The organism is Streptomyces sp. NPDC101776 (assembly GCF_044766845.1).
Taxonomy (GTDB): domain Bacteria; phylum Actinomycetota; class Actinomycetes; order Streptomycetales; family Streptomycetaceae; genus Streptomyces.
Genome location: NZ_JBIWMV010000026.1, coordinates 1 through 23,761 on the forward strand (window position 1 = coordinate 1; position 23,761 = coordinate 23,761).

Consider the following 23,761-nt stretch of genomic DNA (forward strand, 5'->3'; position numbering starts at 1 on the left):
CGGCCACCGGCTCGCCGGACCCGCCCGTCCCGTGGTCGACGAAACCCATCAGCGGGTGGTGGCCGAAGGTCTTCTTCCAGGTCGCAGCCGCGTCTTCCTTGTCGGAGTGCGCGATGACGAGGACGCCGTCCAGGTCCACGGTCACCGAGCCGGTCGCATCCGGCGCCGTCTGCCCGGCCAACTTCCATACATGTTGGCGCACGTGGGACCGGGCACTGCGGATCGCGGTCAAGGCGCGTTGGCCGCTCGCTGCGAGCGTGTCGATCAGCCGGGAGACTGTCGGGTCCGAGGCCACCGGCCCGAACACGGCCGGCTCGGCCCGCAGCATGCCGACGTCGGCCAGGCAGTCGCCGCCGAGGGCGACCGCGAGCGCCACATCCAGCAGGATCTTGCCGGGATCGTGCACCGCCCGCGGCTTGCGCCAGGGTGTCAGAGCCGTCGATATCGCAGTATCCAGACCCGACTTGCGGACCGTCTCCACCAGCAGCACGGCCCCCGCCTGCGAGACCACTCCACGACCACTGCCCTCAACGCGGACACGCGGGTACGACCCGATACGCTTCTTCACCTGAGAAGTGCTTCTTTCCACGGCACGATCTGGACCCTCGACAAGTCCTATCGTTCCAGGTCAGGAGCACTTCTCGCGTTTGTGATCAAGCCTCGGACAGACCACTTCATGAAAGCCCGAGGCTAGAGGCAAGTGGCTGATTGCGCGTGCGGCCCGGGAGCCGACCGGGCTGGAGCGGGGCGGAGACAAGAGCGCAGGCCCGGCCGGCGCCCGGGCCGCACGCGGGGAGCGGAGCGAGCCGCCTTGATGGAGTGGGGAAATTTCTGCCGGGCTCAGCGCAGAGCATCGATGGCCTTCACGATCAGAGCGCGAGCATCCGCGCCGTACACGGCCATGCTGCGCAACTGCTCGAACGCCTTCATGTACTGGGCGATCTCGGAGGGCTGGGTCACGTTCACCTCGGCGGACACCAGTTCGACGGAGACGTGCTTGTCGTCGTAGAGGTGAAAGGTCTCCTCGGGCCAGTGTGTCCGACGGATGGTCATAGGGATGACACCGAGGGAGACGGCCGGCAGGGCGCCGGCGGTGAGGAGGTAGCCGAGTTGTGCTGCCATCGCGTCGGCGTCGGCTACCTGGGAGTACAGGACGGCCTCCTCGATCACGACGACGAAACGGTGTCCCTGCTCGTGAATGATGCGGGAGCGTTCGAGCCGAGCATGCGCGGCCTCCGCGCTGTCGTCGATGTCCAAGTCATGGATGCCCGCAGCGATACCGAGGACAGCGAGCGCGTAGCCCTCTGTCTGCAACAGGCCGGGGACGATGCTGGAGGAGTAGATCCGGAAGTTCTCGGTCTCGCGTGACGCCTGCATCCTGCTTTCCTGGATGTGGCGCAGGCCGGCGCGGACCTGGTCGCGCCACTGCCGGTACATCGACTCGGCGTTGATGGACTGCACGACGAGATCCTGCGCTTGGCTGTCCGACCCGGTCGCGGTGCACCATCGCCGGATGTCGTTCGCGGACGGCCCAGTGAGAGCGTTCTCGATGCGTGAGGTTTTGGAGTAGTGCCAGCCGCACGCGGCAGCCAACTGCACGACCGTCAGGCCGGCTTCCTTGCGGAGGTCGCGCAGCCGGTGGGCGACGGCTTCACGTGCGGCCTGGGCAGACGAGGACGGCGAGGCGGGCATGAGTTGGCTGCCGGTGCTTTCTGGTCAGTGAATCTGGTACTGGTCGTGAGGGATCGCGCGCGTCCATACGGCCTCGAAGGACTCAGCGCAGAGCTTCGCGGCGGCAGGGTCCTCCGAGATCTCGTGGCCGATCATGGCCCCGTCGCCGGAGAAGTAGCCCCACCGGATCACCTGATCGTCGAAGAGCCAGAAGTCGTTGCCCGGCAGGGCGATGTCCGAGGCGCCTCGGCGGGGCAACCAGCGCACCTGTTCCCCGGCGTGCACGTTGACGCCGGTGGAGGCGTGTTCGTAGCGGATGTAGTCCGTGACGGGTTCGGACACGATTCTGGCGCGCCGCACCGAGATGCCGCGCGCCACGGCGCGGGAGACCAGGTCCACCCAAGGCGCCCAGTCCTGTGATTCCGGGTCGGTGTCGAGACGGCCGGTCTCCAACCATGCCCGGAAGTCATCAGCCTCTGCGGCCACGCCGTAGTGGTCTCGCATCTCAAGGTGCACAGCGGAGCGGGTGCAGTCGTCTATGAGTTCAGCGATCGTCGGAACGATCGAGGACATCGCATGCCTCCCTGATCATGTGCACCATCCTGGCAGGGACGCGGATGACGGCCTCGTCCACCGGAATGCCGACGGCGTGTCCTGGTACTTCGAACGCGGCGCACTCTGCTTCGAGTTGGGGGTCGGGCTTCCATCCCTGGAAGACCAGTTCACCCTTCTCTTGGTCAACCCAGACGGTCGGTGAGTCCCCGGTCTTGGTGTCGGGGTCGATCCCGATGAACCGTAGCGACATGACTGTCTCCATCCATGAGATGTGCAGTTCTTTGCGACACGCTCCGGCAGATGTCGTGTCCGGTCAAGAGGTCAAAATCGCCAAGGGCAGGAACAGTTAGCCAGGATGCAAACATTTGCACATCGCTGGCGATGGTGTGTATCGCACTCCTAGCTTCAGGAGGTACGACGAGACCCGGCGACCACGCGAACGGCCCCGGGCGTGGCCGACGGGGCAGGGGTCAACATGGCGAACCGCGCAACCGCAGCATCCGAGGGCACTGAGCGCCGGCAAGCCGATCGCCCTGACATTGCAGTCATGCGCCAGACCGCGCAGATTCTGTTGGACTCAGATGCCGTGGCACTGCCGCCGACGGCTGATGAACTAGAGACGCTGACACAGACGGTTCGAGGGCATCTGGAGCTGCTCATTCCCGAGGTTGAGCAGTCCGTCAGGCGGTTGAAGAAGGACAGCATCCCCCGGTACTGCGCACTCGCCTGCGTAGGTGAGGCGAGGGGAAAACTTCGCGCCGAGCCGATTCGCAGATTCGGCGTAGAAGTCGGCTATGCCCGGCGCCTGGCACGCACCTTGAACGCTTTGTGCGACCACTACGAGAACCTCGACGTGCGCCCGTGAGCGGGGCCATCGACGACACTTCGACGCGCTCCGCAGAGTGCGCGGTGGCTGCTCAGGACGGCTACCAGTACCTGCATCATGACTGCCGCCAGACCAAGGACATCCCACTACCTCACGGGGCTGGGCTGGTCCTGGTACGCCGCTGCACCTGTCCCTGCCACACGCGTACGGCGGGTGCGTCATGACCCTGCGCTTCTGCCGCTACTGCGACGAGCCGATCGCCGACCCTGACGAGGCAGTTCATCTCTGGCACGAGGAGAGCATGAGCGGACCGGGGCGCGACGTGTGGGCACACCGCGAGCACGTCGCCCTCGTCGAGCCGGACACCGCGCTGGTGCGCATCCTGGCGCGCGTGCTCGTAGCGGAGCGGAGGAAGCCCTGAGTCAGAGCAAGCCCGATGGCACGACTCTGTCAACGGTCACGTGGTCACGGCCAGAACCAATTCCGTGATCGTCCACATCGGTCACTGAGGGCCCAACGTGGTGGGCTTTTCGCTGGTCAAGTCACCATTGGCAGAAGGCCACTGCGGCATCGTCCCCGGACTTGTATCGCGGCCACCGGCGTCCAGTGGGGTCCGTAGCCTCAACCCTGCGTACGGTGTCGATCAGTTCACGGGGACCTCCGGCCCGGAGCGTGGCGAACGCTTCAGACCAGGTCGCCATCTCGTACTCGCTTACGAGCCTTGATACGCCATCAGACATCACGGCGGCAGCGTGCACCTCTCCAAGTGAGGTCGTGCCGGTCAGGGCGTGTTCTGCTGCTTCTGGACCCGCCGCAGCCACCCAGTACCCCTCTGTCGTGTTGCGCACTTGCCGCTGCGCGAGCACGAAGCGTTGCAGGCTCTCCCGGTGCTCTGGGGTATGAGTCTCGTATTGCTCAACCTCGGCTCTCATCTCGGGGAGGATGTCGTCCACTCGAAGATCGGTGATCACCGAGTGCCCCTGTGGTCCCTCAAACACGATGGGGGAGTCTGCGAGGACGAGATGGTCCAGGACGTCGTCTCGATGCCGCAGGACCGCGACTGTGGCGGACGGCGTCCCCGGATTCTTGAGGTCGCACTCCGGATGCAGCCTGGCAACACGTTCGAGGGCATCCGCCAAACCGTCTGAGAGTTGGCGGTCCTGGTCTGCGAGGGCCGCCACAAGCTGACCGCCGAGGTGCGCGACGTACCACGGGACGCCGTGTCGGCATCCCGTGGTGAGGCCTGCCGTGCTGAGTCCGTCCAGCACGACAGCGAGCGTGGGTGTTCCTGCCACCCAGTCCTCATTGGGGTTGGGTCCCCCAGGTTGTGTGTCCATACAGACGCGCATGGTCATCCCTCGTGTCGGTACAGCGGGGTGACGCGGCGGCTCTCCAGCACGTCGAGCGTCTTGGGGTCGTAGCGACAGGAAATGAGCGTTGAGAACCGGCGGGTGCGAACCTCTCGGTACAGCTCAGCGAGGTTGTTCTCCAAGTAGTGCACGACCCCGTTGGCGCCTATGGAGTGGATTCCGGCGATGTACAAGAACGTGCCGCGGCCGTCCAACCGAGGAAGTCGGCCCAGATAGCCGAAGTCGCCCGCGGTGCCGTCCTCATCCATCGGCGATCGGTACTCGTTGCCGGCTTTCTGATCTACCAGGTGCCAGGCTCGGTCTTTCTGAAACCGCAGGTTGTCGTCCCCTTCGAGCACCTGGGCCACGATGGGTGACAGTCGCGGTCCACAGACGACCACGTGGTTGTCGCGGTTGAGGTTGACGATTCCCGTCGTCGGAATCACCTCGTACTCCGCCTCAAGCTTCATCCCACCCAGCAACTTGCGCAGGTGGTCGAAGTTCTTGAGGTCTTCCCTGGTCACAACCTCACTCGGGTTCTGATCGGGACCCTTGCCTGCCTCGGGCTTGCCGCCGAGCGACACGGTCACGAGATCCGTGCCGAAGAACGCGCGCTCCGGGGGTGGGCCGGCGGACGCCAGCTGCCCTACGCGGCCTCGACTCACCCCGAGTTGCGCGGCGATCTCGGTCTGAGTCATGCCGGACGCCTGCGCTTCCTCGATGGCCTCGCGGCGGATGCGGGACAGCTCAAGCACCCATCCCTGATAGGTCGCCATCAGGTCGATCGCTGCTTTGGCCCGGTCGACCGGGGCCGCGATCTCAGAGACCCGCTTCATGTCGTCGTGCACAGCTCTCCACTCCTCGTCTAGGGGGGCTAGCGAACTCTATCGCTAGAGGGGGTTGCGCGCACCCCTCCCGTTTGCTTACGGTACCTATCAAGCAAGTGCGCAACCCCCCCTAAGCAACGTAGGGGGAATGCGCCACGCCTGCTTTACCTGCAAGAACGCACGACCAGGAGCCCCGCAGTGGACGGGGGGAGGGCACCGGACAGTCGTCTGCCTCGCGGCAGGCGATCCCTTGGCAGTTCGGATGGCAGACCGAAAGGTCAGGTCTCTGCCTACAACGGGGCCCTAGCGAGCTGTTCCTTGATCCGGCAGCCGCGTCCCCGAAAGAGACCACTCATCCACCGCAGTTCTCTGCGGCCGGTTGCCTCCGCTGCTCGTCTCGTACGAGCGGCGCTGAGGGGAGCCGGAAACCCGACTTCAACGGCGCGCGGCCCCGGTGCTGACACACCGGGGCCGCTGTTCGGGCCGTTCACCTGTGGAAGGACACACGACCCAATGGACCACATCGTCACTGTTCGAGATGCTGTTACCGCGTTCGCCGACTTCATGGACCCGACGGACGCCGAGCTGGACGCGATCGAGCTGGAGATGCCCGCGATCCTCGCGGACGTCGACCTGCTGGACGCGCAGATCATCACCATCAACCGCACTCCCACCGAGCTGGACGTCCGGCGTATCCGCCGGGCCCGCCGCCGGCTGCTGACCGCGTTGGCGGGCCAGGCCGCGACTGTGCACCGGGGCGGTGCGGCGTGAACGCACAGCAGAGCACGCGGGAGTTCACCGCGCAGATGTCCGTCCGGGATGGCCGCTGGCGTCTGTATGTGGCCCTGATGAACACCACCGACCGGTGGCCGGACCACCGGTTCGGGCGCACGGTCCCGACGTTCACGGACCGTACGGACGCGCTCAGCGTGCTCGGCTTCGAGCCGGTAACGGGCGCCGAGTGGGAGTGGACCGAGGACACCGAGACCTACGGTGACCCCGCCTCCCCGGTGGTGCTGATCGCCGCGATCCGGGTGCGTTCATGGGCGGGGGTGAGCGTATGAACGCCGCTCATATCCGTTCGGCAGAACGGGCGTTGTCGGTCGGCACGTGGCTGATCGTGGCGGGCGCGATGCTCTACTCGATCCTCACCGTCACTCCGCTCGCTGCCGCTCACACCCCCGCCCGGTGGGCCTGGACCGCGCCCATCCTGCCGCTTGTGGTGGATGCGGCGGTGGTCATCGTGGTCCGCCTGGACGCGGTGCTCGCCCGGCTCGGGGGCAACGGCGGGAAGTGGCCGATCGTCCTGCGGTGGATGACCGGCTGCATGACGCTCGCCCTCAACGTCGCGGACTCCGCCCTCAAGAACGACCTGGTGGGCGTGGCCGTGCACGCGGTTGCGCCGTTGCTGCTGATCGTCACGGCAGAGACCGGACTCGCCTACCGGCGGGCCATCACCGCCGCCGTACTCACGCTGGAAGCCAAGCAACAGGCCGAGCGGGAAACCCGTGAGCGTGCCGCCATCGAGCGGCGTGGCGAGACCGCACGGCGGGCCCGCGAGGAACGTGAGCACACGGCGGCGCTGGTGCGTGAACAGCGTGAGCACGAAGCCCGCATGGCCCGTGAACAGGCCGAGCGGGAAGCCTCCGCGCGGCGCGAGGAACGCGAGCGCGAACAGGCCCGGGAGGAAGCCGAGCGGTCCGAGCGTGAACGCCTTCAATGCGAGCGTGAACAGCGTGAGCGGGACCGTGAACGCCGTGAACAAGAGGCCGTCGAACGCACCGAGCGGGAGCGGGCCGAGCGTGTTGAGCGGGAGTGTCGTGAACAGGCGGAGCGGGAGGAGCGGGCCGCGCGTGAACGCGCCGCGCTGCTGTCCGCCGGCCCCGCCACGGAGAAGCTCTCCGAGGACGACGCCCGCTCGATCGTGGCCGCCGCTCATGCCGAGGGCATGTCGGTGCGCACGGCTGCCGAGTTGTGCGGCTGGTCGGTGGGCTGGGTCTCGACCCGGTACGCCGAACTGCGAGGTCCCGTGAACGGTGTTCCAGCGGATCTCGCCATTACCGGCCGCTGATGACCGCCGCACCCGCGAGCGGGTCTCTGCCTGCGTGCCCTGCGTCGACTCCAACTGATCTGGGAGGTCCCTGGTGGACTTCGACAACCTGCCTGTGCCCAGCGTCGTCCGCCTCCCGGATGGCCGCTATGTCTACAACGACCACCCAGCCCACCTCGGCCCGGTGCCGCCCGCGCAGCAGATGGCGCCGACGGTGATTCAGCACATCCACCACGCGCCGCCGGACCGCACCGTCCAGCGCATCGCGCTCGGTTCCGGCGTCGGGGCTGGCGCGGTGGCCGCCGGCGTCTACTTCGGCCCGCTGCTGGTCGGCGTGCTGACGGCGATGGCCGCCAACCTCGCGATGCTCGCCTTCCTGGCCGCAGTCATGGCCTGGGGCGTGGTCACGATCGTCCGTTCGGTGTGCGGCGGTGACGGCAGGGCCGCCGCTGAGCGGGTGCGTCGCGGTCGCTGACGCCTGCCTGTCCCCGGCCTCACGCCTCATCACCGGGCGTGAGGACAGGGAGGGGAGGCGGCCCGATGGCCTCTCCATCGCCTCGTCTCAGCTGACCCGGAACGGGCGCAAGCCGTAGGCGTCCCATAGAGCGTTCGACATCTCTTCGGTGTGGGTGGACACCCCCCGAAGCCTGTTCGGCCACAACAGCCCCTGTAGCAACGCTCCGTGAGGGCAGTTTCCGTCCTCGCGCGCGCATGCGTAGAGAGGCTGTCAGGAAACCAGGAAACCGGAAACCGCACTACACACCGTGACGGTGGCAGGCCGTGCAGGGCCCGCCACCGTCCGACTCACCATCCCGGAAAGAGGACTCCGTGAGCCACACGTCAGTTTGGCGGACACATCGTCAGTACGCAGCAACCGCCGCCCGCTGGACGGCCGATCACTGGCGCAAGGAAGCCGACCGCCGCCGCGCGGTGCGCGCCGACCGCAACCCCCTGGTGCGCGACGCGCGCCGTGCGCTCGCCACCGCCCGCGCCCTCGACCCCGAGGGGATCACCCCCATCCGCCACCGCGCGGAACGTGAACTGCGTAACGCCAAGCGGCGCGTACCCGACCCACTGTGGCTGTTCGCGTCCAAGACCGTCATCGGTGCGGCCGTCGCCGGATACGTCTGGCTGCCGACGGTGCCCACACGGGTGTGGGTGTGGTCGGCCGTCGCCGTCACGATCGCTGTCACGGCCTCGATCGTCTGGGCCATTGTCCGGGGTCGCGACGACGACGGGCTCAAGCCGAACGCGGAAGAGGCCGCACTCCTCAAGCGACTTCAGCCGCTGCACTGGAAGGAACACGCCGAACAGCGAGGCCTCGCAGGCACGTTGACCGGACAGCCCAAGCTGACCGAGTCGGGCATCGTGTGCGCCGTCCGCCTCGATGGCCAGTGGACGCCGAGGAAACTGCGCGGAGCCGAGGACCACGTCCGCGCCCTGCTCGGGGCCCGCACAGACCTGCGCGTGCAGATCAAGGCAGGCAAGCGCGGCGGGTGGGCGGAACTGATCCTGCGCACCCGCAGCGCGGCCGACGGCGACGACCTGACGTGGACACCTGAGCGGCGCTCCCTCGGGGTCGACACCGTGACCGGTGACGCGGTGACGGTGCCGCTCGGGGAGCGGCTGTTGATCGCCGGACGCTCGGGTGCCGGCAAGTCGGTCGCCTCCCGCCCGCTGCTGTTCGACGCGTCCGAGGGGGAGACGAACGCGCTGGCCATCATCGACCTCAAGCGGGTGGAGGGCCGGTTGTGGGACCACCGCGCCCGCGTCGCTTCCATTCCCCGTGACGTCGTCGACCTGGTGGATGAGCTGGAGACGGAGATGCTGGACCGGCTCAGCATCCTGCCCAAGGGACAGGACACCTGGACCCCCACGGCGGAGCGGCCCCGCATCACGGTCGTCGTCGACGAGGGTGCCGAGGTCATGACGGCCGCCGACAAGGTGCCGTACGAGAGCGAGAGCGGCGACGGCAAGACTCGGATTGTGAACCGGTCGGCTCTGCCGGGGCTGGAGTCCATCGCGCGGATGGGGCGCGCGGCCTGCGTCGACCTGTGGTGGATGACGCAGAAGCCCACCATCGGTGACGGCATCCCCAAGCAGATCGCCCCGCAGATCGGCGTCTCCATCTGCCTCTCGGTCCGCACGCCGGCCGAAGCCCGCGTCGTGCTCGGAGAGGACGCGCAGGCCAAGGGCTGGAACGCGGACGAACTCCCGGTCCCTGGTGTGGCGTTGATCCGGGACGGCAAGCGCAAGCCCGACCCCGTCAAGGTCCGCTACATGGACAAGGCCGTCGTCATCGCCCTGCCCAACCGCACCCCCTGGTCCCGCTCCGCCAGCCCCACAGCGCAAGCCGTGAGCGCGCCGACGCTCACTCTCGTCAAGGCCACGGCGGCGGATGAACCCGCCACGGACAGCGCCGTTGCCCGCGTCCTCAAGGCCATCGAGACCGCAAGCGAACCGGTCCGACAGAAGGACTTGGTCACGATCACGGGCCTGTCCAAGGGCTCTGTGTCCAAGGCCGTCAAGACCCTCACGACCGGCGGTATGGCCCTCCGCGCCCTGGACGGCCGACTGACCGCGACACGTGGCGGCGACACCGCCGCCGCCTGAGCCTCCCAACGCACGACAACGGCGGCCCCCCTCACGCCAATGAACCGGGGCCGCCGCTTGTCCACCTGTCATCAACCGACCTGTGGAGGTCCCCCAGCATGACCCAACCCACCGACATCCGGCGATTAGCTCCGCTGCACGCCGCGCTAGCACTCGCCGCGAATGGGCTCCCTTCCCTGCCGCTGCGGGTAGGGAAGGTGCCGTTCGGCAACTGCCGTACCTGCGCAAAGAACGCGTGCGGCGGCCGGCCGAACATGAAGACCCCCGGCCCCTGCCACTGCTCGGCTCCCTGCCACGCGTGGGCCGCTGCCACTACCGACCCGCACGTCCTCAACTCCCCACAGTGGATGGCTGCGTGGCGACAGGCGGCGGGGGTCGGCTACCACCCCGGCGGCGCCGGGCTGACCGTGGTCGACCTCGACAACGCGGCAGCCATCGCGTGGGCCCGTGACACCCTGCCCGCCACGCGGACCGTGCCGACCACGCGTGGGCAGCACTGGATCTACCAGGGGGTCATGCCCTCGCGTAACGCGGTCCGGTCCGGCGTGGACATCAAGTCGCTCATGTCTTACGCCCGTTGGCTCGGTCCTGGCACTGGCACCATCACGGCGCTGCCGGACGCCGTGCGCGGACTCACCGCGCAAGAACCCTCCACGGTGCGGCCCGTGCGGGCGGTTATCCCTGTGCCCGCACGGGCGGAGGAGGGGGAGTGCCGTCACCGCATGCCCGCCTATCTGGACCGTGGCATTGCGATGGCCGAGCAGCGCATCACCGTGGCCCGCGAGGCGATCCACGCCACCGTCTACCGGACGTTTCTCGCCGTGCTCTCCACTCACGGCCGGTGCGGCTGCCTCACCGACGCCCACATCGGCCGGCTGTTCACCGCTGCGCAGGCCAAGGGGGAGAGCGTCCGGCATTGCACCGACGCATGGACCAACGCCCGCACCACGCTGGGACTTTAGCCATGGCCGACGAAGAACAGAGCCCCGCCCGCAAGGTCATCACCGACTACGCGCAAGCCCACTTCCGCTACTTCCGCACCGCCGATGGAACCGTGTACGCGCAGAAGAACGGCCACCCCGTGGCCCGCCCCATCCGCTCCCAGGGCACGACCGGCAGCCACCGCCAGGAACTCATGGTCGGCCTGTTCAAGGACGGGATTGGCGTGTTCAACGGGACCGCCCTCAAGGAGGCGTTGGACCTGATCGAAGCGCTCGCGCTGACGGAGGACGTGCAGCCAGTGCACATCCGCGTCGCCCCCGGATTCGACGGAGCGACGTGGCTGGATCTGGGCCGCACGGACGGACAGTCCGTCCGCATCCACCCCACCGGATGGGCCGTCACCGTTCCCGACCCGCGCGAAGTGTGCTGGCGACGGACCCAGCTCACCGGCGAACTCCCCCTCCCGGTCAAGGACACGAACGGCAAGGGCATCGACCTCCTGCTGAGGCTGTGCAACTTCTCGGGCGCCGAGACCGAATGCCTCGCCATCGCGTGGCTGATCGGCTGCCTCGGTCCGTCCGTGCCCGTCCCCGCCCCCTTCCTCACCGGGCCCCAGGGCGCCGGGAAGTCCACCGGCGGACGCATGCTCGTACGGATCATCGAGGGCATGGACGGTGACCTGCGCCGGGCCCCGAAGGACGAAGAGAACCTGATCGCGGCCGTCGCCGCCGGATGGGTCACCGCCCTGGACAACCTCTCCCACATGACGCCGGACCTGTCCGACGCGATGTGCTGCATCGTCACTGGGGCCGAGACCGTCAAACGCGCCCTGTTCACGGACGGGGACGTGTTCCGCGCCCGGTACCGTCGCCCCTTGCTCCTGACCGGTATCGACGTCGGAGTCATCCGCCCCGACCTCGCCGAACGGCTCCTGCCGCTACGCCTGGAACGCCCCCGCGTCCGGCGTACCGAAGCGGAGCTGTGGACGGAGTACGCCGAGGTGCTGCCCGTGGTCCTTGGCTCGCTCCTGGACCTCGCGGTCAAGGTCCGGGCGGTTGAGGTGGAGACTCCAACCGACCTGCGGATGGCGGACTTCGCGCACCTGTGCGCGCAGCTCGACGCGGCCACCGGTTTCGGGGCTCTGGCCGCCTACCGGGCCAGTCTCGACGACCTCAACGACGACGTCATCGAAGGTGACCTGTTGGCACAGACCGTGCTTCAGCACGCTGCCACCATGGACGCGAGTACGGAAACGCGGATGACCTCCACCGAGTGGCTGCACTGCCTTACGCGCCTCTACAGCGGCGACGACTGCCGCCCCCTACCCAAGGGCTGGCCCACCACCGGCAAGGTCCTCTCCGACCGTCTCAAGCGCCTTCAGCCCACCCTCGCCGCGCGGGGCGTCCTCATCGACTCCGGCCGCACCAAAGAGGGCCGATACCTCGAACTGGCCCGACCGTCCCTCCCGATCCCGCACGACCAGGAACGGGCGTTCTGACCGGCGTCACCGCCCGTCGGCACGAGCAAGAGGAGCACCACCGCCGTGGGGGCGTGCTCCTCTTGCTGTTCGGCGCTTGCGCCGCCCCAGGTCGCGCCGCGAGGCGGCCCCTTTTTCACGCCCTGAGCCGCACACACGACCACAAACACCCCCTCCCTTTTTCCTAAGTAGGAAACGCTGCGTCACCTGCGTCACCCGACCCCGGAAAACGGCCGGTGACCTGCGCAGACAGGGGTGACGCAGACGGCCCGTGCCTGCGTCACCCCGCGTCATCTGCGTCACCGGCGACGGACAGCCTGCGTCACCGGTGACGCACTCCCATCGCTCTGCGTCACCCAAAACCCGCAGTTCAGACGCACGGATGACGCAGATGACGCGGGTGACGCAGAAATCCCCACCTCGGACACGCGCGCCCCCTACAAGGGCAGTCCGTTCAGAAGGAGTCTGCCCGCATGAGCACGACCGCCCCCGTGCAGAACGACCCCCGCGCGACTCTCCGGGGTGGCCTCCCGGACCGCTACCTGACCCCGGACGACATCGCCGAAATCTTCGAGGTCCCCAAAGAGACCGTCTACCAGTGGCGCAAGAAGCAGGTCGGGCCGCCCGGATTCCGCATCGGCAAGTACATCCGCTACGACCCCGCCGACGTCCGCGCCTACGTCACCGAACGCAAGAACGACGACCAGGCCGCCGCCTGACCCAGCCACAACCACACAACGCAACACCCCAGGGGGCCACACCGTGGCCCCCTTCCTCATGCCTCGAAGGGAACACCCCCGCATGGCAGGCCACATCCAAGACCGCTGGTACAAGACCGAAACCACCACCGACGGCAAGACCATCCGCGCCAAGAGCGACCGCCACGGAACCGGCCTGCGCTACCGCGCCCGTTACGTCGGCCCCGACGGCACCGAGAAGTCCAAGAGCTTCCCCGACGGACAGAAGCGCATCGCCGAGAAGTGGCTTTCTCAGATCGAGGCGGACATGACGCGCGGTCAGTACATCGACCCGCGTGCCGGGCGCCTCACGGTCCGTCAGCACGCGCAGCGGTGGTTGGCGTCGCTCACCATGGACCCCGGCACCTTCGTGAGTACGGAGCAGCGCATACGCCTGCATGTCCTGCCGCACTTGGGCAGTCGCTCGCTGGACTCGCTGAAGCCGATCCACGTTCGTGAGTGGCTACGGAAGCTTCAGGATGGTGGGGTGGCGCCCGCCTATCAGCGAGTCATCTTCGCCAACTGCAACGCGATGTTGGCGGCGGCCGTCGATGACCGCTTGATCCCGCACAACCCCTGCCGTTCATCGTCGGTGAAGGCGCCCAAGTTGGAGCCCCGCCGGATCGTGCCGTGGCGGCCTGAGCGTGTGCTGGCCATGCGCTCCGCACTGCCGGAGCGGTACCGGGTCATGGTGGACCTGGCCGGCGGCTGCGGCATGCGGCAGGGCGAAGTGCTCGGCCTGGCCGTTGACGACGTGGACTTCGTGGAAGGGGTCGTTCACGTCGTGCGCCAGGTCAAGCTCATCGCCGGTAAGCAGGTGTTCGCTCTGCCCAAGGGCGGCAAGACGCGCACTGTCCCTCTGCCTGAAAGCGTCGCGCGGTCGCTTGAGGGCCACATCGCGAAGCACTCGCCCACAGCCGTATCGCTGCCATGGCGCACGGTCGACGGCAATCCGGTGACCGCTTCCTTGCTCTTCACCAACGTTGGGAAGCACGCGATCAACCGGGTCGTCTTCAACCGCCTGGCGTGGCGCCCCGCCCTCGACACCTCAGGCGTCCCGCGCGGCAGGGAGAACGGCATGCACGCGCTCAGGCACTTCTACGCGTCCGTGCTTCTGGACGCGGGGGAGAACATCAAAGCCCTGTCCGAGTACTTGGGACACCACGACCCGGGCTTCACGCTGCGGACGTACACCCACCTGATGCCGAGCAGCGAGAAGCGGACACGGGAGGCGGTGAACGGCGTGTTCGAGGACGGCCCGAAGACCGATGACGGCCCCACGACGGCCCAGGGGGTATGAGGGAGGGAGGAACGCGCAGGTCAGGCCGGAAACCAGGTCAGTAGCGCATGTTCAGATACCCCAGGAACTCGTCGTGCAGGATGCCGTTCGACGCCGCCGCGTTTCCGCTGTGCGGGCCCGGGCGGCCGTCGAGGCCCGTGAAGGTGCCGCCGGCCTCGGTGACGATGATCGCGGTCGCGGCCATGTCCCACAAGTTGAGCTCGGGTTCGGCGCAGATGTCGACCGAGCCCTCGGCGACCATCATGTAGGGCCAGAAGTCGCCGTACGCGCGCGTGCGCCACACCTCGCGGGTCAGGTCCAGGAAGCCGCCGAGCCGGCCCTGGTCCTCCCAGCCGCTGAGCGAGGAGTACGCGAAGGAGGCGTCCGCCAGCTTCGAGACCTGGGAGACGCGCAGCCGGGACGCGGAGGACAGGCTGCGGCCCGTGTAGGCGCCGTGGCCCTTCGCGGCCCACCAGCGGCGGCCGAGCGCGGGTGCGGAGACCAGGCCGACGACGGGCTGGAAGCCGCCCTCCGCCGCCTCCGTCAGGGAGATCAGCGTGGCCCAGACCGGGACGCCGCGGACGAAGTTCTTGGTGCCGTCGATCGGGTCGATCACCCAGCGGCGGGGGCCGGTGCCCTCGATGCCGTACTCCTCGCCGATGACCGCGTCGCGCGGGCGTGCGCGCTGCAGATGGCCGCGGATCAGTTCCTCGGCCGCCTTGTCCGCGTCGCTGACCGGAGTCATGTCCGGCTTGGTCTCGACCTTGAGATCGAGCGCCTTGAACCGGGCGGTCGTCGCGGCGTCGGCGGCGTCCGCGAGGACGTGGGCGAGGCGCAGGTCATCGTGATAGTCGGCCATGCGTGAACCGTATCTTCAGGGGTCGCGCCGGGGCTACAGGGTCCGGTGGGCGAAACGTGAGGTGGGGGACCGTCGGGACCTCCCTCCGAGCGGCACCGCCCCGCGGACTCCCGCGCGCGACGGCCGAAGTGCGCCCCCCGGCACCGCCGCGAACCCTTGACAGTGCTCCCGTGCGCGTCAAATCTGGGCGCAGAGCCGCTCGCCCCAGGGAGGCGAATGATGCCTGCAGCGCGGGAATCCCTGCTGGACGCCGCCTATACGGCGCTGGCGCGCCGGTCGTGGTCCACCGTACGGATGGTGGACGTGGCCGCCGCCGCCGGAGTGTCCCGGCAGACGCTGTACAACGAGTTCGGGAGCAAGGAGGGGCTCGCGCGGGCGCTGGTCAGAAGGGAGGCCGACGGGTATCTCGTCGGTGTCGAGCGGGCGCTCGGAAGTCACAGCGACGCCCGCGAGCGGCTGACCGCGACCGCCGAGTGGACCACGTCGGCGGCCCGCGAGAACGCGCTGGTACGGGCGATGCTCACCGGCTGCTGGAGCGAACGGCTGCCCTCGCCGACCCTGTCCGCGGTGCCGTCCTCCTCCGCCGTGCCGGCCCAGCGCCGGGCCGACGGGCCGCTGCCGTCACCCGGTGACTTCGTCGCCGTCGTCCGCGACCGTGCCGTGGCCGCGCTCGTCGGACCCGGGGGCGCCCGGCCGGACACCGCCGACCTGGTCCGCTCCTGCGAACTCGTCGTACGGCTGGCGCTGTCCTGCGTGGCGGCTCCGCCGGGCGAGGGCGGGGTCGGCGAACTGGTGCGCGGCGCGCTGGGCCCGGCCAAATAGAGCTCAGCCCGACGAAAACCGCGTGCCAAACAGATCAGTGCGCGGAACCGGACAGCTGGAGTCCGATCACCCCGACGATGACGAAGCTGATCGACACGAGCTTCAGCGTGGACACCAGGTCGCCCAGGAACGCCATTCCGTAGATCGCGGTGCCCGCCGCGCCGATGCCGGTCCACACGGCGTACGCGGGGCCCACGTCGAGCTTCTTCAGGGAGAGGGTGAGCAGGCCGAAGCTGCCCAGGGCGAAGGAGCAGAAGGCGACCGTCGGCCACAGGCGGGTGAAGCCGTGGGACAGCTTCAGGCACACGGCGAACCCGGTCTCCAGAATTCCGGCCACGACAACCAGCAGCCACGCCATGAGCTGTCCTCCCGTTTGTCCGGCTCGGTGCGATTATGCACTTACCGAACTTGAGCCCCCACAAACACGCGGTGGTCAGTCGCCGTCGGTTCGTTCACGAGTGGCCAACAACCGGCGCAGCGAGTACAGCCGCTGCGGGTCGGCGTGACCGTCGGCCACCCACTGGTCCAGTGCGCAGTCCGGCTCGTCGTGGCTGCACGCGCGCGGGCAGTCGGCCGTACCGGGCTCCAGATCGGGGAATGCCTTGATGACCCGGGACGGGTCCACGTGGTGCAGGCCGAAGGAACGCACGCCCGGGGTGTCCACCACCCAGCCCGAGTCGTCCGGCAGCGGGATCGCGCGCGCCGAGGTCGTGGTGTGCCGGCCGCGCCCGGTGACGGCGTTGACGATGCCGGTGCTGCGCCGCCGCTCCAGCGAGACCAGCGCGTTCACGAGGGTCGTCTTGCCGACACCGGAGTGCCCGACGAACGCGGTGATCTTGCCGTCGAGCTGCTTGCGGACCCGCTCCACCGCGCTGCCGTTCTCCAGCTCCTCGCGGCTCGTGACGACGTAGGGGACGCCCAACGCGCCGTACATCTCCAGGAGTTGGTCCGGTGACGCCAGGTCCGACTTGGTGAGGACGAGCAGCGGGTCGAGGCCGCCGTCGTAGGCCGCGACCAGGCAGCGGTCGATGAGGCGGGGGCGCGGCTCGGGGTCGGCGAGGGCGGTGACGATGGCGAGCTGGTCGGCGTTGGCGACGACCACGCGCTCGTACGGGTCGTCGTCGTCGGCCGTGCGGCGCAGCACCGAGGTGCGTGGCTCGATGCGGATGATGCGGGCGAGGGTGTCCTTGTCGCCCGACAGGTCACCGATGATGCCGACCCGGTCGCCGACCACGGCCGCCTTCCGGCCCAGTTCGCGGGCTTTGACCGCCATCACGACCCGGTCGTCGACGAGGCAGGTCAGCCGGCCCCGGTCGACGGTGAGGACCATGCCCCCGACCGCTTCCTCGTGCTTGGGGCGGATGTTCGTACGCGGCCGGTTGCCCTTGCGGTTCGGGCGCTGGCGGATGTCGTCCTCGTCGGTGTTCTTGCCGTAGCGACGCATGGCGTGAGTCCCCTACGCCCCATCGCTCCCGAGCATCCCGGCCCACAGGTCGGGGAAGTCCGGAAGGGTTTTCGCGGTCGTCGCCACGTTCTCGATCTGCACGCCCTCGACCGCGAGGCCGATGATCGCGCCCGTGGTGGCCATGCGGTGGTCCTCGTAGGTGTGGAAGATCCCGCCGTGCAGGCGGCGCGGGCGGATGTGCAGACCGTCGGCGGTCTCGGTCACATCGCCGCCCAGTTCGTTGATCTCCTTGGTGAGCGCGGCCAGCCGGTCCGTCTCGTGCAGGCGCAGGTGCGAGACGCCGCGGAGCGTGGACGGCGTGTCCGCGAGGGCGGCGACGGCCGCGATGCCCGGGGTCAGTTCACCGACCTCGCTCAGGTCCACGTCGATGCCGTGGATGGCACCCGAACCGGTGAACTCCAGCCCGTACTCGGTGAGTTCGCAGGAACCACCCATCTCGGTGAAGATCTCCCGCAGCCGGTCACCGGGCTGGGTGGTCCGGGCCGGCCAGTCCGGTACGACCACCTTGCCGCCGGCTACGAGCGCCGCCGCGAGGAAGGGCTGGGCGTTCGACAGGTCCGGCTCGATGGTCAGGTCCCGGCCGAGCAGCGCGCCCGGGGTGACCCGCCAGACGTTGGGCTCACCGCCCGACTCCGGGGTGTCGACCTGGGCGCCGACCGCGCGCAGCATGTCGACGGTCATGCGGATGTGCGGGAGGGAGGGCAGCGAGGAACCGATGTGGCGGACCTCGACGCCCATGTTGAAGCGCGGGCCCGAGAGCAGGAGCGCGCTCACGAACTGGGACGACGAGGACGCGTCGATCTCCACCGGGCCGCCGTCCAGCGCGCCGCCGCCGTGCACGGTCAGGGGCAGCGCGCCCCGGCCGTCGTCGTCGATCCGGGCGCCGAGGACGCGCAGGGCGTCGATCACGCCGTTCAGGGGGCGTTCGTACGACCTCGGGTCGCCGTCGAAGCGGATGGGGCCGTCGGCGAGGGCCGCGACCGGGGGCAGGAAGCGCATCACGGTGCCCGCGTTGCCGACGTCGACCGTGGCCGGGCCGTGCAGGCCGGAGGGGATGACGCGCCAGAACTCGCCGGAGCCCTTTTCCGTGCCTACGCCCTCCTCGATGCCTACGCCCATGGCGCGCAGGGCGCCTGCCATCAGGAGGGTGTCCCGGGAGCGGAGGGGGCGGCGTAGCCAGCCCGGTTCGCTGGCCAGGGCGGCGAGGACGAGGGCGCGGTTGGTGACGGACTTGGACCCGGGCACGTGGACCGTCGCGTTGACGGCTCCGGCGGCTGTGGGGGCGGGCCAGAGGGCGGTTTGGTCGTGGTTCGGGGCCATGGGGTCACTGTAGTAGGAGGCTGTTGTTCGGGTGCGGCGCCGTCGGGGCTGGTCGCGCAGTTCCCCGCGCCCCTGAAGCTGCCCTTTCGGGGCGCTTCACAATTCCAGCAGCCACCGTCCGCCGCCTGTCAGCGAGCACAGCGACACCAGGTGGAACAGGAACAGCCACAAGCCTGCCGGTACGTGCGTCAGGCGGGCCAGTTGGTCCGCGTCCGAGTCGCCCGCTCCGCCCCTCGACCTCTTCGCCTGGAGTTCGAAGGCCGGGCGTACGCCACCCAACAACAGGAACCAGACCACCGCGTACGCGAACGCCGCCTGCACCTGTGGACCCGTAAGCCAGGACACCAGGAGGAAGGCGGCGCCACTCAAGATCACCGTGAGGGCGCCGTACGCGTTGCGGATCATCACCAGCATGGCGATCAGCAGGAGGGTCGACAGCCACAGGAGGAGGGTGATGTGGCCGGCGCCCAGGAGGGCCGCGCCGCCCATGCCCAGGAGTGGGGGAGCGGTGTAGCCGGCGGCTGCCGTGAGGATCATGCCGAGGCCGTGCGGCTTGCCCCGGCTGACCGTGAGGCCGCTGGTGTCGGAGTGCAGGCGGATGCCGGTGAGGGTGCGGCCGGTGAGGAGGGCCACCAGGCCGTGGCCGCCCTCGTGGGCGATGGTGATGGCGTTGCGGGAGAGGCGCCACAGGCTGTGCGGGACGACCACGGCCAGCGCGGCGACCATGGTGGCGATCACCACCCACAGATCCGGGTCGGGCTGGCTGCCGAAGACCTCGTCCCAGAGGGCGGGTATCGAGGCGATTGCGGTGCTGTCCATTGCTGGCGGAGGCTCCCGTGCTGGTCGTCGAATCTGGCAGTCTGGCACGTATGTGCGGACGGTATGCAGCGAGTCGTGGGCCCGAGGATCTCGCAGGAGTCTTTGAGATCGAGAAGTGGGAGCCCGAGGAGGTTCTGGCCCCCGACTACAACGTGGCCCCGACCAAAGAGGTCTATGCAGTCCTCGACCGTCCACTTAAAGACGCGGACGGTCCGAAACCGGTTCGCCAGCTCCGGAAGCTGAAGTGGGGGCTCGTGCCGAGCTGGTCGAAGACCCCTGAGGGCGGTGCGCGGATGATCAACGCCCGCGCGGAGACCGTGCACGAGAAGCCGTCGTACCGTCGAGCCTTCTCGACCCGGCGCTGCATCATCCCCGCCGACGGCTACTACGAGTGGGTCACCGCCAAGGACGAGCGGGAGCTGGAGGTCGAGGGCAGGAAGAAGCGGCAGCGCAAGCAGCCGTACTTCGTGCTTCCCGCCGACGGGTCCGTGTTCGCGATGGCCGGGCTGTACGAGTTCTGGCGGGACCGGACGCTGCCCGACGACCATCCGCTGGCCTGGTGGGTCACCTGCTCGGTGATCACGACCGAGGCGGAGACGACCCCGCTGGCGGTGCCCCCGGCCGAAGGGCCGCACACGCTGGCCGACATCCATCCCCGGATGCCCCTGATGCTCACCCCGGACCGCTGGGACTCCTGGCTCGACCCCGCCCGCACCGACCCGGACGAGCTGCGCGAGCTGCTCGCTCCGCCGCCGACCGGGCTGATGCGCGCGTATCCGGTGTCGACCGCCGTCAGCAACGTCCGCAACAACGGACCGGAGCTGCTGAAGGAGCTGGAGGGGCCCGAGGAGGGCACACTCTTCTAGCGTGACGGATGTGACAGCAGAGATCATCGAGACCGATGCGGGTACGGCCCGCGTCACCTGGCACAAGGCCAAGAAGGCGCGGCTCGTCCTCGCCGTCAGTCATGGCGCGGGCGGTGGCATCGACGCCCGCGATCTCCAGGCCCTCGCCGCCGTTCTCCCCGCGCACGGCGTCACCGTCGCGCTCGTCGAGCAGCCGTGGCGGGTCGCCGGGAAGAAGGTGGCGCCCGCGCCCAGGACGCTGGACATCGGGTGGCGGGGGATCTGGCCGGCCGTCGCGAAGCCCGGTCTGCCGGTGGTCTCCGGGGGCCGTAGCGCCGGAGCGCGCGTGGCCTGTCGTACGGCGACGGAGCTCGGGGCCGCCGCCGTCCTCGCCCTGAGTTTCCCGCTGCATCCGCCCGGCAGGCCGGAGAAGTCGCGGGCCGGCGAACTGCTCGGCGCGGGGGTGCCGACGCTCGTCGTGCAGGGCGGGAACGATCCGTTCGGGAAACCGGCGGAGTTCCCGGAGGGCGACTTCGAACTGGTCGAGGTGCCCTGCGGCGATCATGGATTCTCCGTGCCCAAGCGGGCGGAGACCACTCAGGAGCAGGCCCTGGAGATCATCACGGGGCGCGTGGTGGAGTGGACTCGAACACTTGGGTAAAGGGTGGGAATGCCGCGGCCCGTACCACTGTTGTGGCGGACATAGAGAGTCGTAGAAAGGAAGTCCGCCGCATGGGTTCGACCTTCTGCCCGGCCCGTAGCAGCCGCTCCGACCTGGAGTGGTCGGTGCTGCACGCGACCAAGGCCACCCCTATTGGGGCGGCGGGCGGACCGGATCGTCGTCTATCCTCCGATTCTGGTGGCATCGGCTTCGATGCTGCCCGGAATCTTGAGGAGGTGGGTCCGGTTCCCGGTACCGACGCAGGGACCGAACACGGCCAGGCGGAGCAGCCCGAGGGCCAGGGCACGGGCACGGAGTCCACGACGGAGCGCAGTGCGCGCTTCGAGCGGGACGCGCTCGAATTCCTCGACCAGATGTACTCGGCCGCGCTGCGCATGACCCGCAATCCGGCCGACGCCGAGGACCTGGTGCAGGAGACGTACGCGAAGGCGTACGCGTCCTTCCACCAGTTCCGTGAGGGCACCAACCTCAAGGCGTGGCTGTACCGGATTCTCACCAACACCTTCATCAACTCGTACCGCAAGAAGCAGCGTGAACCCCAGCGCTCCGCGGCCGAGGAGATCGAGGACTGGCAGCTCGCCCGTGCCGAGTCGCACATGTCGACAGGTCTGCGCTCCGCCGAGTCGCAGGCGCTCGACCACCTGCCCGACTCGGACGTGAAGGAAGCGCTCCAGGCGATCCCCGAGGAATTCCGCATCGCCGTCTATCTCGCGGACGTCGAGGGCTTTGCCTACAAGGAGATCGCGGACATCATGGGGACACCCATCGGTACGGTGATGTCCCGGCTGCACCGGGGCCGCCGTCAACTGCGCGGCATGCTCGAGGACTACGCGCGTGACCGCGGACTGGTCCCGGCCGGTGCCGGAGAGTCGAACGAAGCGAAAGGCTCGGGCTCATGAGCTGCGGAGAGCCGCACGAAACGGACTGCAGTGAGGTCCTCGACCATCTCTACGAGTTCCTCGACAGAGAGATGCCGGACGCGGACTGCACCAAGTTCGAAGTGCACTTCGAGGAGTGCTCGCCGTGCCTGGAGAAGTACGGCCTGGAGCAGGCCGTGAAGAAGCTCGTGAAGCGGTGCTGCGGGCAGGACGACGTGCCGACGGATCTGCGCTCCAAGGTGATGGGACGCCTGGAGATGATCCGGTCGGGGCAGGTCGTACCCGAGCATGATGTGGCGGCCTCCCCGCAGGAGTCCTGAACGGACTGCCGTCACTCGAACGTGCTAATCCGCGGGTGATACGCCCGCACCGCTCCCCCGACCGCCCTAGGCTCCTCGGCCTGGACAGGCATGGTCGGGGGAAGGGCGTCAGCCATGGAGGCGACACCGGCACGGGCACGTGCGTACGTCGTCTGTGCCGTCCTCGGCGCCCTGTGGTGTCTGCTTCCGCTGCCGGCCGTCCACACACCCTGGTGGGCGGTCGCACTGCTGGCCGCGCTCTACGCCGGCTGTGAGCAGGTCGCCCGGCGCCGGTTCGCCGGCACCTTCTACCCGGTGCTGCTCGCCGCCGCCTTTCTCCTTCCCCCGCCCGCCGCCGCGCTCGTACCGCTTCCGGGGGCGCTGTTCTCCCATGTCGCACAGGGCGCGCCCTGGCTGCGGCGGAGCTGGCGGGCCGCGCAGCTCGCGCTCGCCGTGTGGGCGGCGGGACGGGTGCACTGGGCGCTGGGCGGGCGGAACGCCGTCGTCGCGTCCGACTTCCCGTACGCGCTGGTGCCCGCGCTGGCCGCCGTCCTCGCCTTCTGCCTGGTCCTGACCGCCCTCGACGGCGGGATCCTCGCGCTGGCCGAGCGGGTGCCGCCACGGCGGGCCTGGCGCGGTCTGTTTCTACGGTCCCTGGCGCCCATCGGCGTGCACGGGCTCGCCGGGCTGATGATGGCCGTGCTCTGGCGCAGTCCCTACGGCCCGGTCGCCGCGCTGCTCGTGCTGCTGCCGATGGGAGTGTCCTGGTGGGTGTTCGCCCAGTACCACCGGGAACGCGCCGCCCATCAGGCCACGATCCGCGCGCTCGTCCAGGCCGTCGACATCAAGGACGGGTACACCCGCGGGCACAGCGAGCGGGTCGGACAGGCGTCGATGATGATCGCGCGGGAGCTGGGGATGGACGACTCGCGGGTGGAGGTGCTGCGGTTCGCGGGGATCCTGCACGACGTCGGGAAACTGGGCGTGCCCACGCGGTTGCTGCGCAAGGACGGGCCGCTCACGCCCGAGGAGCGGCGGGTGATCGAACTGCATCCCGAGTACGGCCACGAGATGGTGCGGGGCATCGGTTTTCTCGGTGAGGCTCGTGCGGCTGTCCTGCACCATCACGAACGGCTGGACGGGAGCGGGTATCCGTACGGGCTGTTGGGGAGCCAGATCCCGGAGTCCGCGCGGGTGGTTGCCGTTGCCGATGCCTTCGACGCGATGACGTCCACGAGGTCCTACCGTCGGGCTCGGCCGGTGTCTGTCGCGCTGGAGGAGCTGTCGCGCTGTGCCGGGAGTCAGTTCGACCCGTTGATGGTGCGGGCGTTGGCGCGGGCGCTGTCACGGTGCGGATGGCATCCCTCGGTAACAGCCGACGAGGTCCAGTCATCCATTGTCTTCCCACCCACCCCACCCGTTTCCAGTGGGTTGAGGGGTTGACGA

General features: G+C 68.9%; 28 protein-coding genes. 17 read left to right on the forward strand and 11 right to left on the reverse strand.

Going from position 1 to position 23,761, the window contains the following annotated elements:
* From ACIRRY_RS45215 to ACIRRY_RS45230, 4 genes are all read right to left on the reverse strand, one after another.
* Positions 1-568, reverse strand: a 568-nt coding sequence (locus tag ACIRRY_RS45215; RefSeq protein WP_403985081.1) for a transposase, incomplete at its 3' end; no start/stop codon positions are given.
* 272 nt (positions 569-840) lie between these two features.
* A complete protein-coding gene (locus ACIRRY_RS45220; protein WP_403985083.1) occupies positions 841-1,692 on the reverse strand; it encodes a helix-turn-helix domain-containing protein in 852 nt (283 codons plus the stop codon).
* A 24-nt stretch (positions 1,693-1,716) separates the two neighbouring features.
* Positions 1,717-2,244, reverse strand: coding sequence for a DUF6879 family protein (locus ACIRRY_RS45225; RefSeq protein WP_403985085.1), 528 nt, complete (start codon positions 2,242-2,244; stop codon positions 1,717-1,719).
* A complete protein-coding gene (locus ACIRRY_RS45230; RefSeq protein WP_365608258.1) occupies positions 2,216-2,476 on the reverse strand; it encodes a hypothetical protein in 261 nt (86 codons plus the stop codon). Before ACIRRY_RS45230 ends, ACIRRY_RS45225 begins: the two co-directional genes overlap by 29 nt.
* 297 nt (positions 2,477-2,773) lie before the next feature.
* Here ACIRRY_RS45230 and ACIRRY_RS45235 point away from each other — a divergent pair, with 297 nt between their 5' ends.
* Positions 2,774-3,091 (forward strand): DUF6415 family natural product biosynthesis protein, encoded by a 318-nt coding sequence (locus ACIRRY_RS45235; RefSeq protein WP_403985087.1) that lies wholly within the window; start codon positions 2,774-2,776, stop codon positions 3,089-3,091.
* 181 nt (positions 3,092-3,272) lie between these two features.
* Positions 3,273-3,473: a hypothetical protein gene (locus ACIRRY_RS45240; RefSeq protein ID WP_403985089.1), complete on the forward strand. Its 201-nt coding sequence runs from the start codon at positions 3,273-3,275 to the stop codon at positions 3,471-3,473.
* Between the two features lie 121 nt (positions 3,474-3,594).
* Here the strand turns inward: ACIRRY_RS45240 and ACIRRY_RS45245 are convergent, their stop codons facing one another.
* A complete protein-coding gene (locus ACIRRY_RS45245) occupies positions 3,595-4,320 on the reverse strand; it encodes a hypothetical protein (RefSeq protein ID WP_403985091.1) in 726 nt (241 codons plus the stop codon).
* A gap of 83 nt (positions 4,321-4,403) precedes the next feature.
* The gene (locus ACIRRY_RS45250; RefSeq protein ID WP_403985093.1) at positions 4,404-5,249 is read right to left on the reverse strand and encodes a sigma factor-like helix-turn-helix DNA-binding protein; all 846 of its coding nucleotides are present in this window, start codon (positions 5,247-5,249) and stop codon (positions 4,404-4,406) included.
* Positions 5,250-5,741: 492 nt separating this feature from the next.
* On the opposite strand from ACIRRY_RS45250, the gene ACIRRY_RS45255 reads away from it, so the two are divergent.
* The 9 genes from ACIRRY_RS45255 (at position 5,742) to ACIRRY_RS45295 (ending at position 14,347) form a co-directional block, all read left to right on the forward strand.
* Positions 5,742-5,999, forward strand: a complete 258-nt coding sequence (locus tag ACIRRY_RS45255) for a DUF6284 family protein (protein ID WP_403985095.1) — start codon at positions 5,742-5,744, stop codon at positions 5,997-5,999.
* On the forward strand, positions 5,996-6,292 hold the full coding sequence (locus ACIRRY_RS45260; protein WP_403985097.1) for a DUF6303 family protein: 297 nt from the start codon (positions 5,996-5,998) through the stop codon (positions 6,290-6,292). Before ACIRRY_RS45255 ends, ACIRRY_RS45260 begins: the two co-directional genes overlap by 4 nt.
* Positions 6,289-7,299, forward strand: coding sequence for a DUF2637 domain-containing protein (locus tag ACIRRY_RS45265; RefSeq protein ID WP_403985099.1), 1,011 nt, complete (start codon positions 6,289-6,291; stop codon positions 7,297-7,299). The genes ACIRRY_RS45260 and ACIRRY_RS45265 overlap by 4 nt, the downstream gene beginning before the upstream one ends.
* A gap of 73 nt (positions 7,300-7,372) precedes the next feature.
* Positions 7,373-7,753, forward strand: coding sequence for a DUF6251 family protein (locus ACIRRY_RS45270; protein ID WP_403985101.1), 381 nt, complete (start codon positions 7,373-7,375; stop codon positions 7,751-7,753).
* Between the two features lie 353 nt (positions 7,754-8,106).
* Positions 8,107-9,891, forward strand: a complete 1,785-nt coding sequence (locus ACIRRY_RS45275; protein ID WP_403985103.1) for a cell division protein FtsK — start codon at positions 8,107-8,109, stop codon at positions 9,889-9,891.
* 98 nt (positions 9,892-9,989) lie between these two features.
* A complete protein-coding gene (locus ACIRRY_RS45280; protein WP_403985105.1) occupies positions 9,990-10,853 on the forward strand; it encodes a bifunctional DNA primase/polymerase in 864 nt (287 codons plus the stop codon).
* A 2-nt stretch (positions 10,854-10,855) separates the two neighbouring features.
* Positions 10,856-12,331 (forward strand): ATP-binding protein, encoded by a 1,476-nt coding sequence (locus ACIRRY_RS45285; protein WP_403985107.1) that lies wholly within the window; start codon positions 10,856-10,858, stop codon positions 12,329-12,331.
* A 452-nt stretch (positions 12,332-12,783) separates the two neighbouring features.
* Entirely contained in the window at positions 12,784-13,029 is a 246-nt protein-coding gene (locus ACIRRY_RS45290) for a helix-turn-helix domain-containing protein (RefSeq protein WP_403985109.1), read from the forward strand.
* 82 nt (positions 13,030-13,111) lie between these two features.
* The gene (locus ACIRRY_RS45295) at positions 13,112-14,347 is read left to right on the forward strand and encodes a tyrosine-type recombinase/integrase (RefSeq protein WP_403985111.1); all 1,236 of its coding nucleotides are present in this window, start codon (positions 13,112-13,114) and stop codon (positions 14,345-14,347) included.
* 37 nt (positions 14,348-14,384) lie between these two features.
* On the opposite strand, the gene hisN is transcribed toward ACIRRY_RS45295, so the two are convergent.
* Complete coding sequence (gene hisN / locus ACIRRY_RS45300) at positions 14,385-15,185, reverse strand: histidinol-phosphatase (protein WP_403985113.1); 801 nt, start codon at positions 15,183-15,185, stop codon at positions 14,385-14,387.
* A 216-nt stretch (positions 15,186-15,401) separates the two neighbouring features.
* On the opposite strand from hisN, the gene ACIRRY_RS45305 reads away from it, so the two are divergent.
* Entirely contained in the window at positions 15,402-16,007 is a 606-nt protein-coding gene (locus ACIRRY_RS45305; RefSeq protein ID WP_403985115.1) for a TetR/AcrR family transcriptional regulator, read from the forward strand.
* 34 nt (positions 16,008-16,041) lie between these two features.
* Here ACIRRY_RS45305 and ACIRRY_RS45310 read toward each other — a convergent pair whose 3' ends face one another.
* From ACIRRY_RS45310 to ACIRRY_RS45325, 4 genes are all read right to left on the reverse strand, one after another.
* The gene (locus tag ACIRRY_RS45310; RefSeq protein WP_043674501.1) at positions 16,042-16,365 is read right to left on the reverse strand and encodes a multidrug efflux SMR transporter; all 324 of its coding nucleotides are present in this window, start codon (positions 16,363-16,365) and stop codon (positions 16,042-16,044) included.
* A 75-nt stretch (positions 16,366-16,440) separates the two neighbouring features.
* Positions 16,441-17,451: a ribosome small subunit-dependent GTPase A gene (gene rsgA / locus ACIRRY_RS45315; RefSeq protein ID WP_403985117.1), complete on the reverse strand. Its 1,011-nt coding sequence runs from the start codon at positions 17,449-17,451 to the stop codon at positions 16,441-16,443.
* A gap of 12 nt (positions 17,452-17,463) precedes the next feature.
* Positions 17,464-18,792, reverse strand: coding sequence for a 3-phosphoshikimate 1-carboxyvinyltransferase (aroA, locus tag ACIRRY_RS45320; protein ID WP_403985119.1), 1,329 nt, complete (start codon positions 18,790-18,792; stop codon positions 17,464-17,466).
* A 96-nt stretch (positions 18,793-18,888) separates the two neighbouring features.
* The gene (locus tag ACIRRY_RS45325; protein ID WP_403985121.1) at positions 18,889-19,611 is read right to left on the reverse strand and encodes a M50 family metallopeptidase; all 723 of its coding nucleotides are present in this window, start codon (positions 19,609-19,611) and stop codon (positions 18,889-18,891) included.
* Between the two features lie 50 nt (positions 19,612-19,661).
* On the opposite strand from ACIRRY_RS45325, the gene ACIRRY_RS45330 reads away from it, so the two are divergent.
* From ACIRRY_RS45330 to ACIRRY_RS45350, 5 genes are all read left to right on the forward strand, one after another.
* On the forward strand, positions 19,662-20,477 hold the full coding sequence (locus tag ACIRRY_RS45330; protein WP_403985123.1) for an SOS response-associated peptidase: 816 nt from the start codon (positions 19,662-19,664) through the stop codon (positions 20,475-20,477).
* A 10-nt stretch (positions 20,478-20,487) separates the two neighbouring features.
* Positions 20,488-21,117, forward strand: coding sequence for an alpha/beta family hydrolase (locus tag ACIRRY_RS45335; RefSeq protein ID WP_403985125.1), 630 nt, complete (start codon positions 20,488-20,490; stop codon positions 21,115-21,117).
* A gap of 236 nt (positions 21,118-21,353) precedes the next feature.
* On the forward strand, positions 21,354-22,037 hold the full coding sequence (sigR, locus tag ACIRRY_RS45340) for an RNA polymerase sigma factor SigR (RefSeq protein WP_403985301.1): 684 nt from the start codon (positions 21,354-21,356) through the stop codon (positions 22,035-22,037).
* A complete protein-coding gene (gene rsrA / locus ACIRRY_RS45345) occupies positions 22,034-22,336 on the forward strand; it encodes a mycothiol system anti-sigma-R factor (protein ID WP_019072150.1) in 303 nt (100 codons plus the stop codon). The genes sigR and rsrA overlap by 4 nt, the downstream gene beginning before the upstream one ends.
* A 114-nt stretch (positions 22,337-22,450) precedes the next feature.
* Positions 22,451-23,758: an HD-GYP domain-containing protein gene (locus ACIRRY_RS45350; protein WP_403985128.1), complete on the forward strand. Its 1,308-nt coding sequence runs from the start codon at positions 22,451-22,453 to the stop codon at positions 23,756-23,758.
* Positions 23,759-23,761 lie beyond the last annotated feature (3 nt).

Bases quoted from the DNA above. Each gene is read 5' to 3' on its own strand.
- ACIRRY_RS45330 (WP_403985123.1), top strand. From the start codon at position 19,662: ATGTGCGGACGGTATGCAGCGAGTCGTGGGCCCGAGGATCTCGCAGGA.
- ACIRRY_RS45240 (WP_403985089.1), top strand. From the start codon at position 3,273: ATGACCCTGCGCTTCTGCCGCTACTGCGACGAGCCGATCGCCGACCCT.
- ACIRRY_RS45235 (WP_403985087.1), top strand. From the start codon at position 2,774: ATGCGCCAGACCGCGCAGATTCTGTTGGACTCAGATGCCGTGGCACTG.
- aroA (WP_403985119.1), bottom strand. From the start codon at position 18,792: ATGGCCCCGAACCACGACCAAACCGCCCTCTGGCCCGCCCCCACAGCC.
- ACIRRY_RS45285 (WP_403985107.1), top strand. From the start codon at position 10,856: ATGGCCGACGAAGAACAGAGCCCCGCCCGCAAGGTCATCACCGACTAC.
- hisN (WP_403985113.1), bottom strand. From the start codon at position 15,185: ATGGCCGACTATCACGATGACCTGCGCCTCGCCCACGTCCTCGCGGAC.
- ACIRRY_RS45265 (WP_403985099.1), top strand. From the start codon at position 6,289: ATGAACGCCGCTCATATCCGTTCGGCAGAACGGGCGTTGTCGGTCGGC.
- ACIRRY_RS45310 (WP_043674501.1), bottom strand. From the start codon at position 16,365: ATGGCGTGGCTGCTGGTTGTCGTGGCCGGAATTCTGGAGACCGGGTTC.
- ACIRRY_RS45290 (WP_403985109.1), top strand. From the start codon at position 12,784: ATGAGCACGACCGCCCCCGTGCAGAACGACCCCCGCGCGACTCTCCGG.
- ACIRRY_RS45255 (WP_403985095.1), top strand. From the start codon at position 5,742: ATGGACCACATCGTCACTGTTCGAGATGCTGTTACCGCGTTCGCCGAC.
- ACIRRY_RS45350 (WP_403985128.1), top strand. From the start codon at position 22,451: ATGGAGGCGACACCGGCACGGGCACGTGCGTACGTCGTCTGTGCCGTC.
- ACIRRY_RS45225 (WP_403985085.1), bottom strand. From the start codon at position 2,244: ATGTCCTCGATCGTTCCGACGATCGCTGAACTCATAGACGACTGCACC.
- rsgA (WP_403985117.1), bottom strand. From the start codon at position 17,451: ATGCGTCGCTACGGCAAGAACACCGACGAGGACGACATCCGCCAGCGC.
- ACIRRY_RS45220 (WP_403985083.1), bottom strand. From the start codon at position 1,692: ATGCCCGCCTCGCCGTCCTCGTCTGCCCAGGCCGCACGTGAAGCCGTC.
- ACIRRY_RS45305 (WP_403985115.1), top strand. From the start codon at position 15,402: ATGATGCCTGCAGCGCGGGAATCCCTGCTGGACGCCGCCTATACGGCG.
- ACIRRY_RS45325 (WP_403985121.1), bottom strand. From the start codon at position 19,611: ATGGACAGCACCGCAATCGCCTCGATACCCGCCCTCTGGGACGAGGTC.
- ACIRRY_RS45280 (WP_403985105.1), top strand. From the start codon at position 9,990: ATGACCCAACCCACCGACATCCGGCGATTAGCTCCGCTGCACGCCGCG.
- ACIRRY_RS45230 (WP_365608258.1), bottom strand. From the start codon at position 2,476: ATGTCGCTACGGTTCATCGGGATCGACCCCGACACCAAGACCGGGGAC.
- ACIRRY_RS45295 (WP_403985111.1), top strand. From the start codon at position 13,112: ATGGCAGGCCACATCCAAGACCGCTGGTACAAGACCGAAACCACCACC.
- rsrA (WP_019072150.1), top strand. From the start codon at position 22,034: ATGAGCTGCGGAGAGCCGCACGAAACGGACTGCAGTGAGGTCCTCGAC.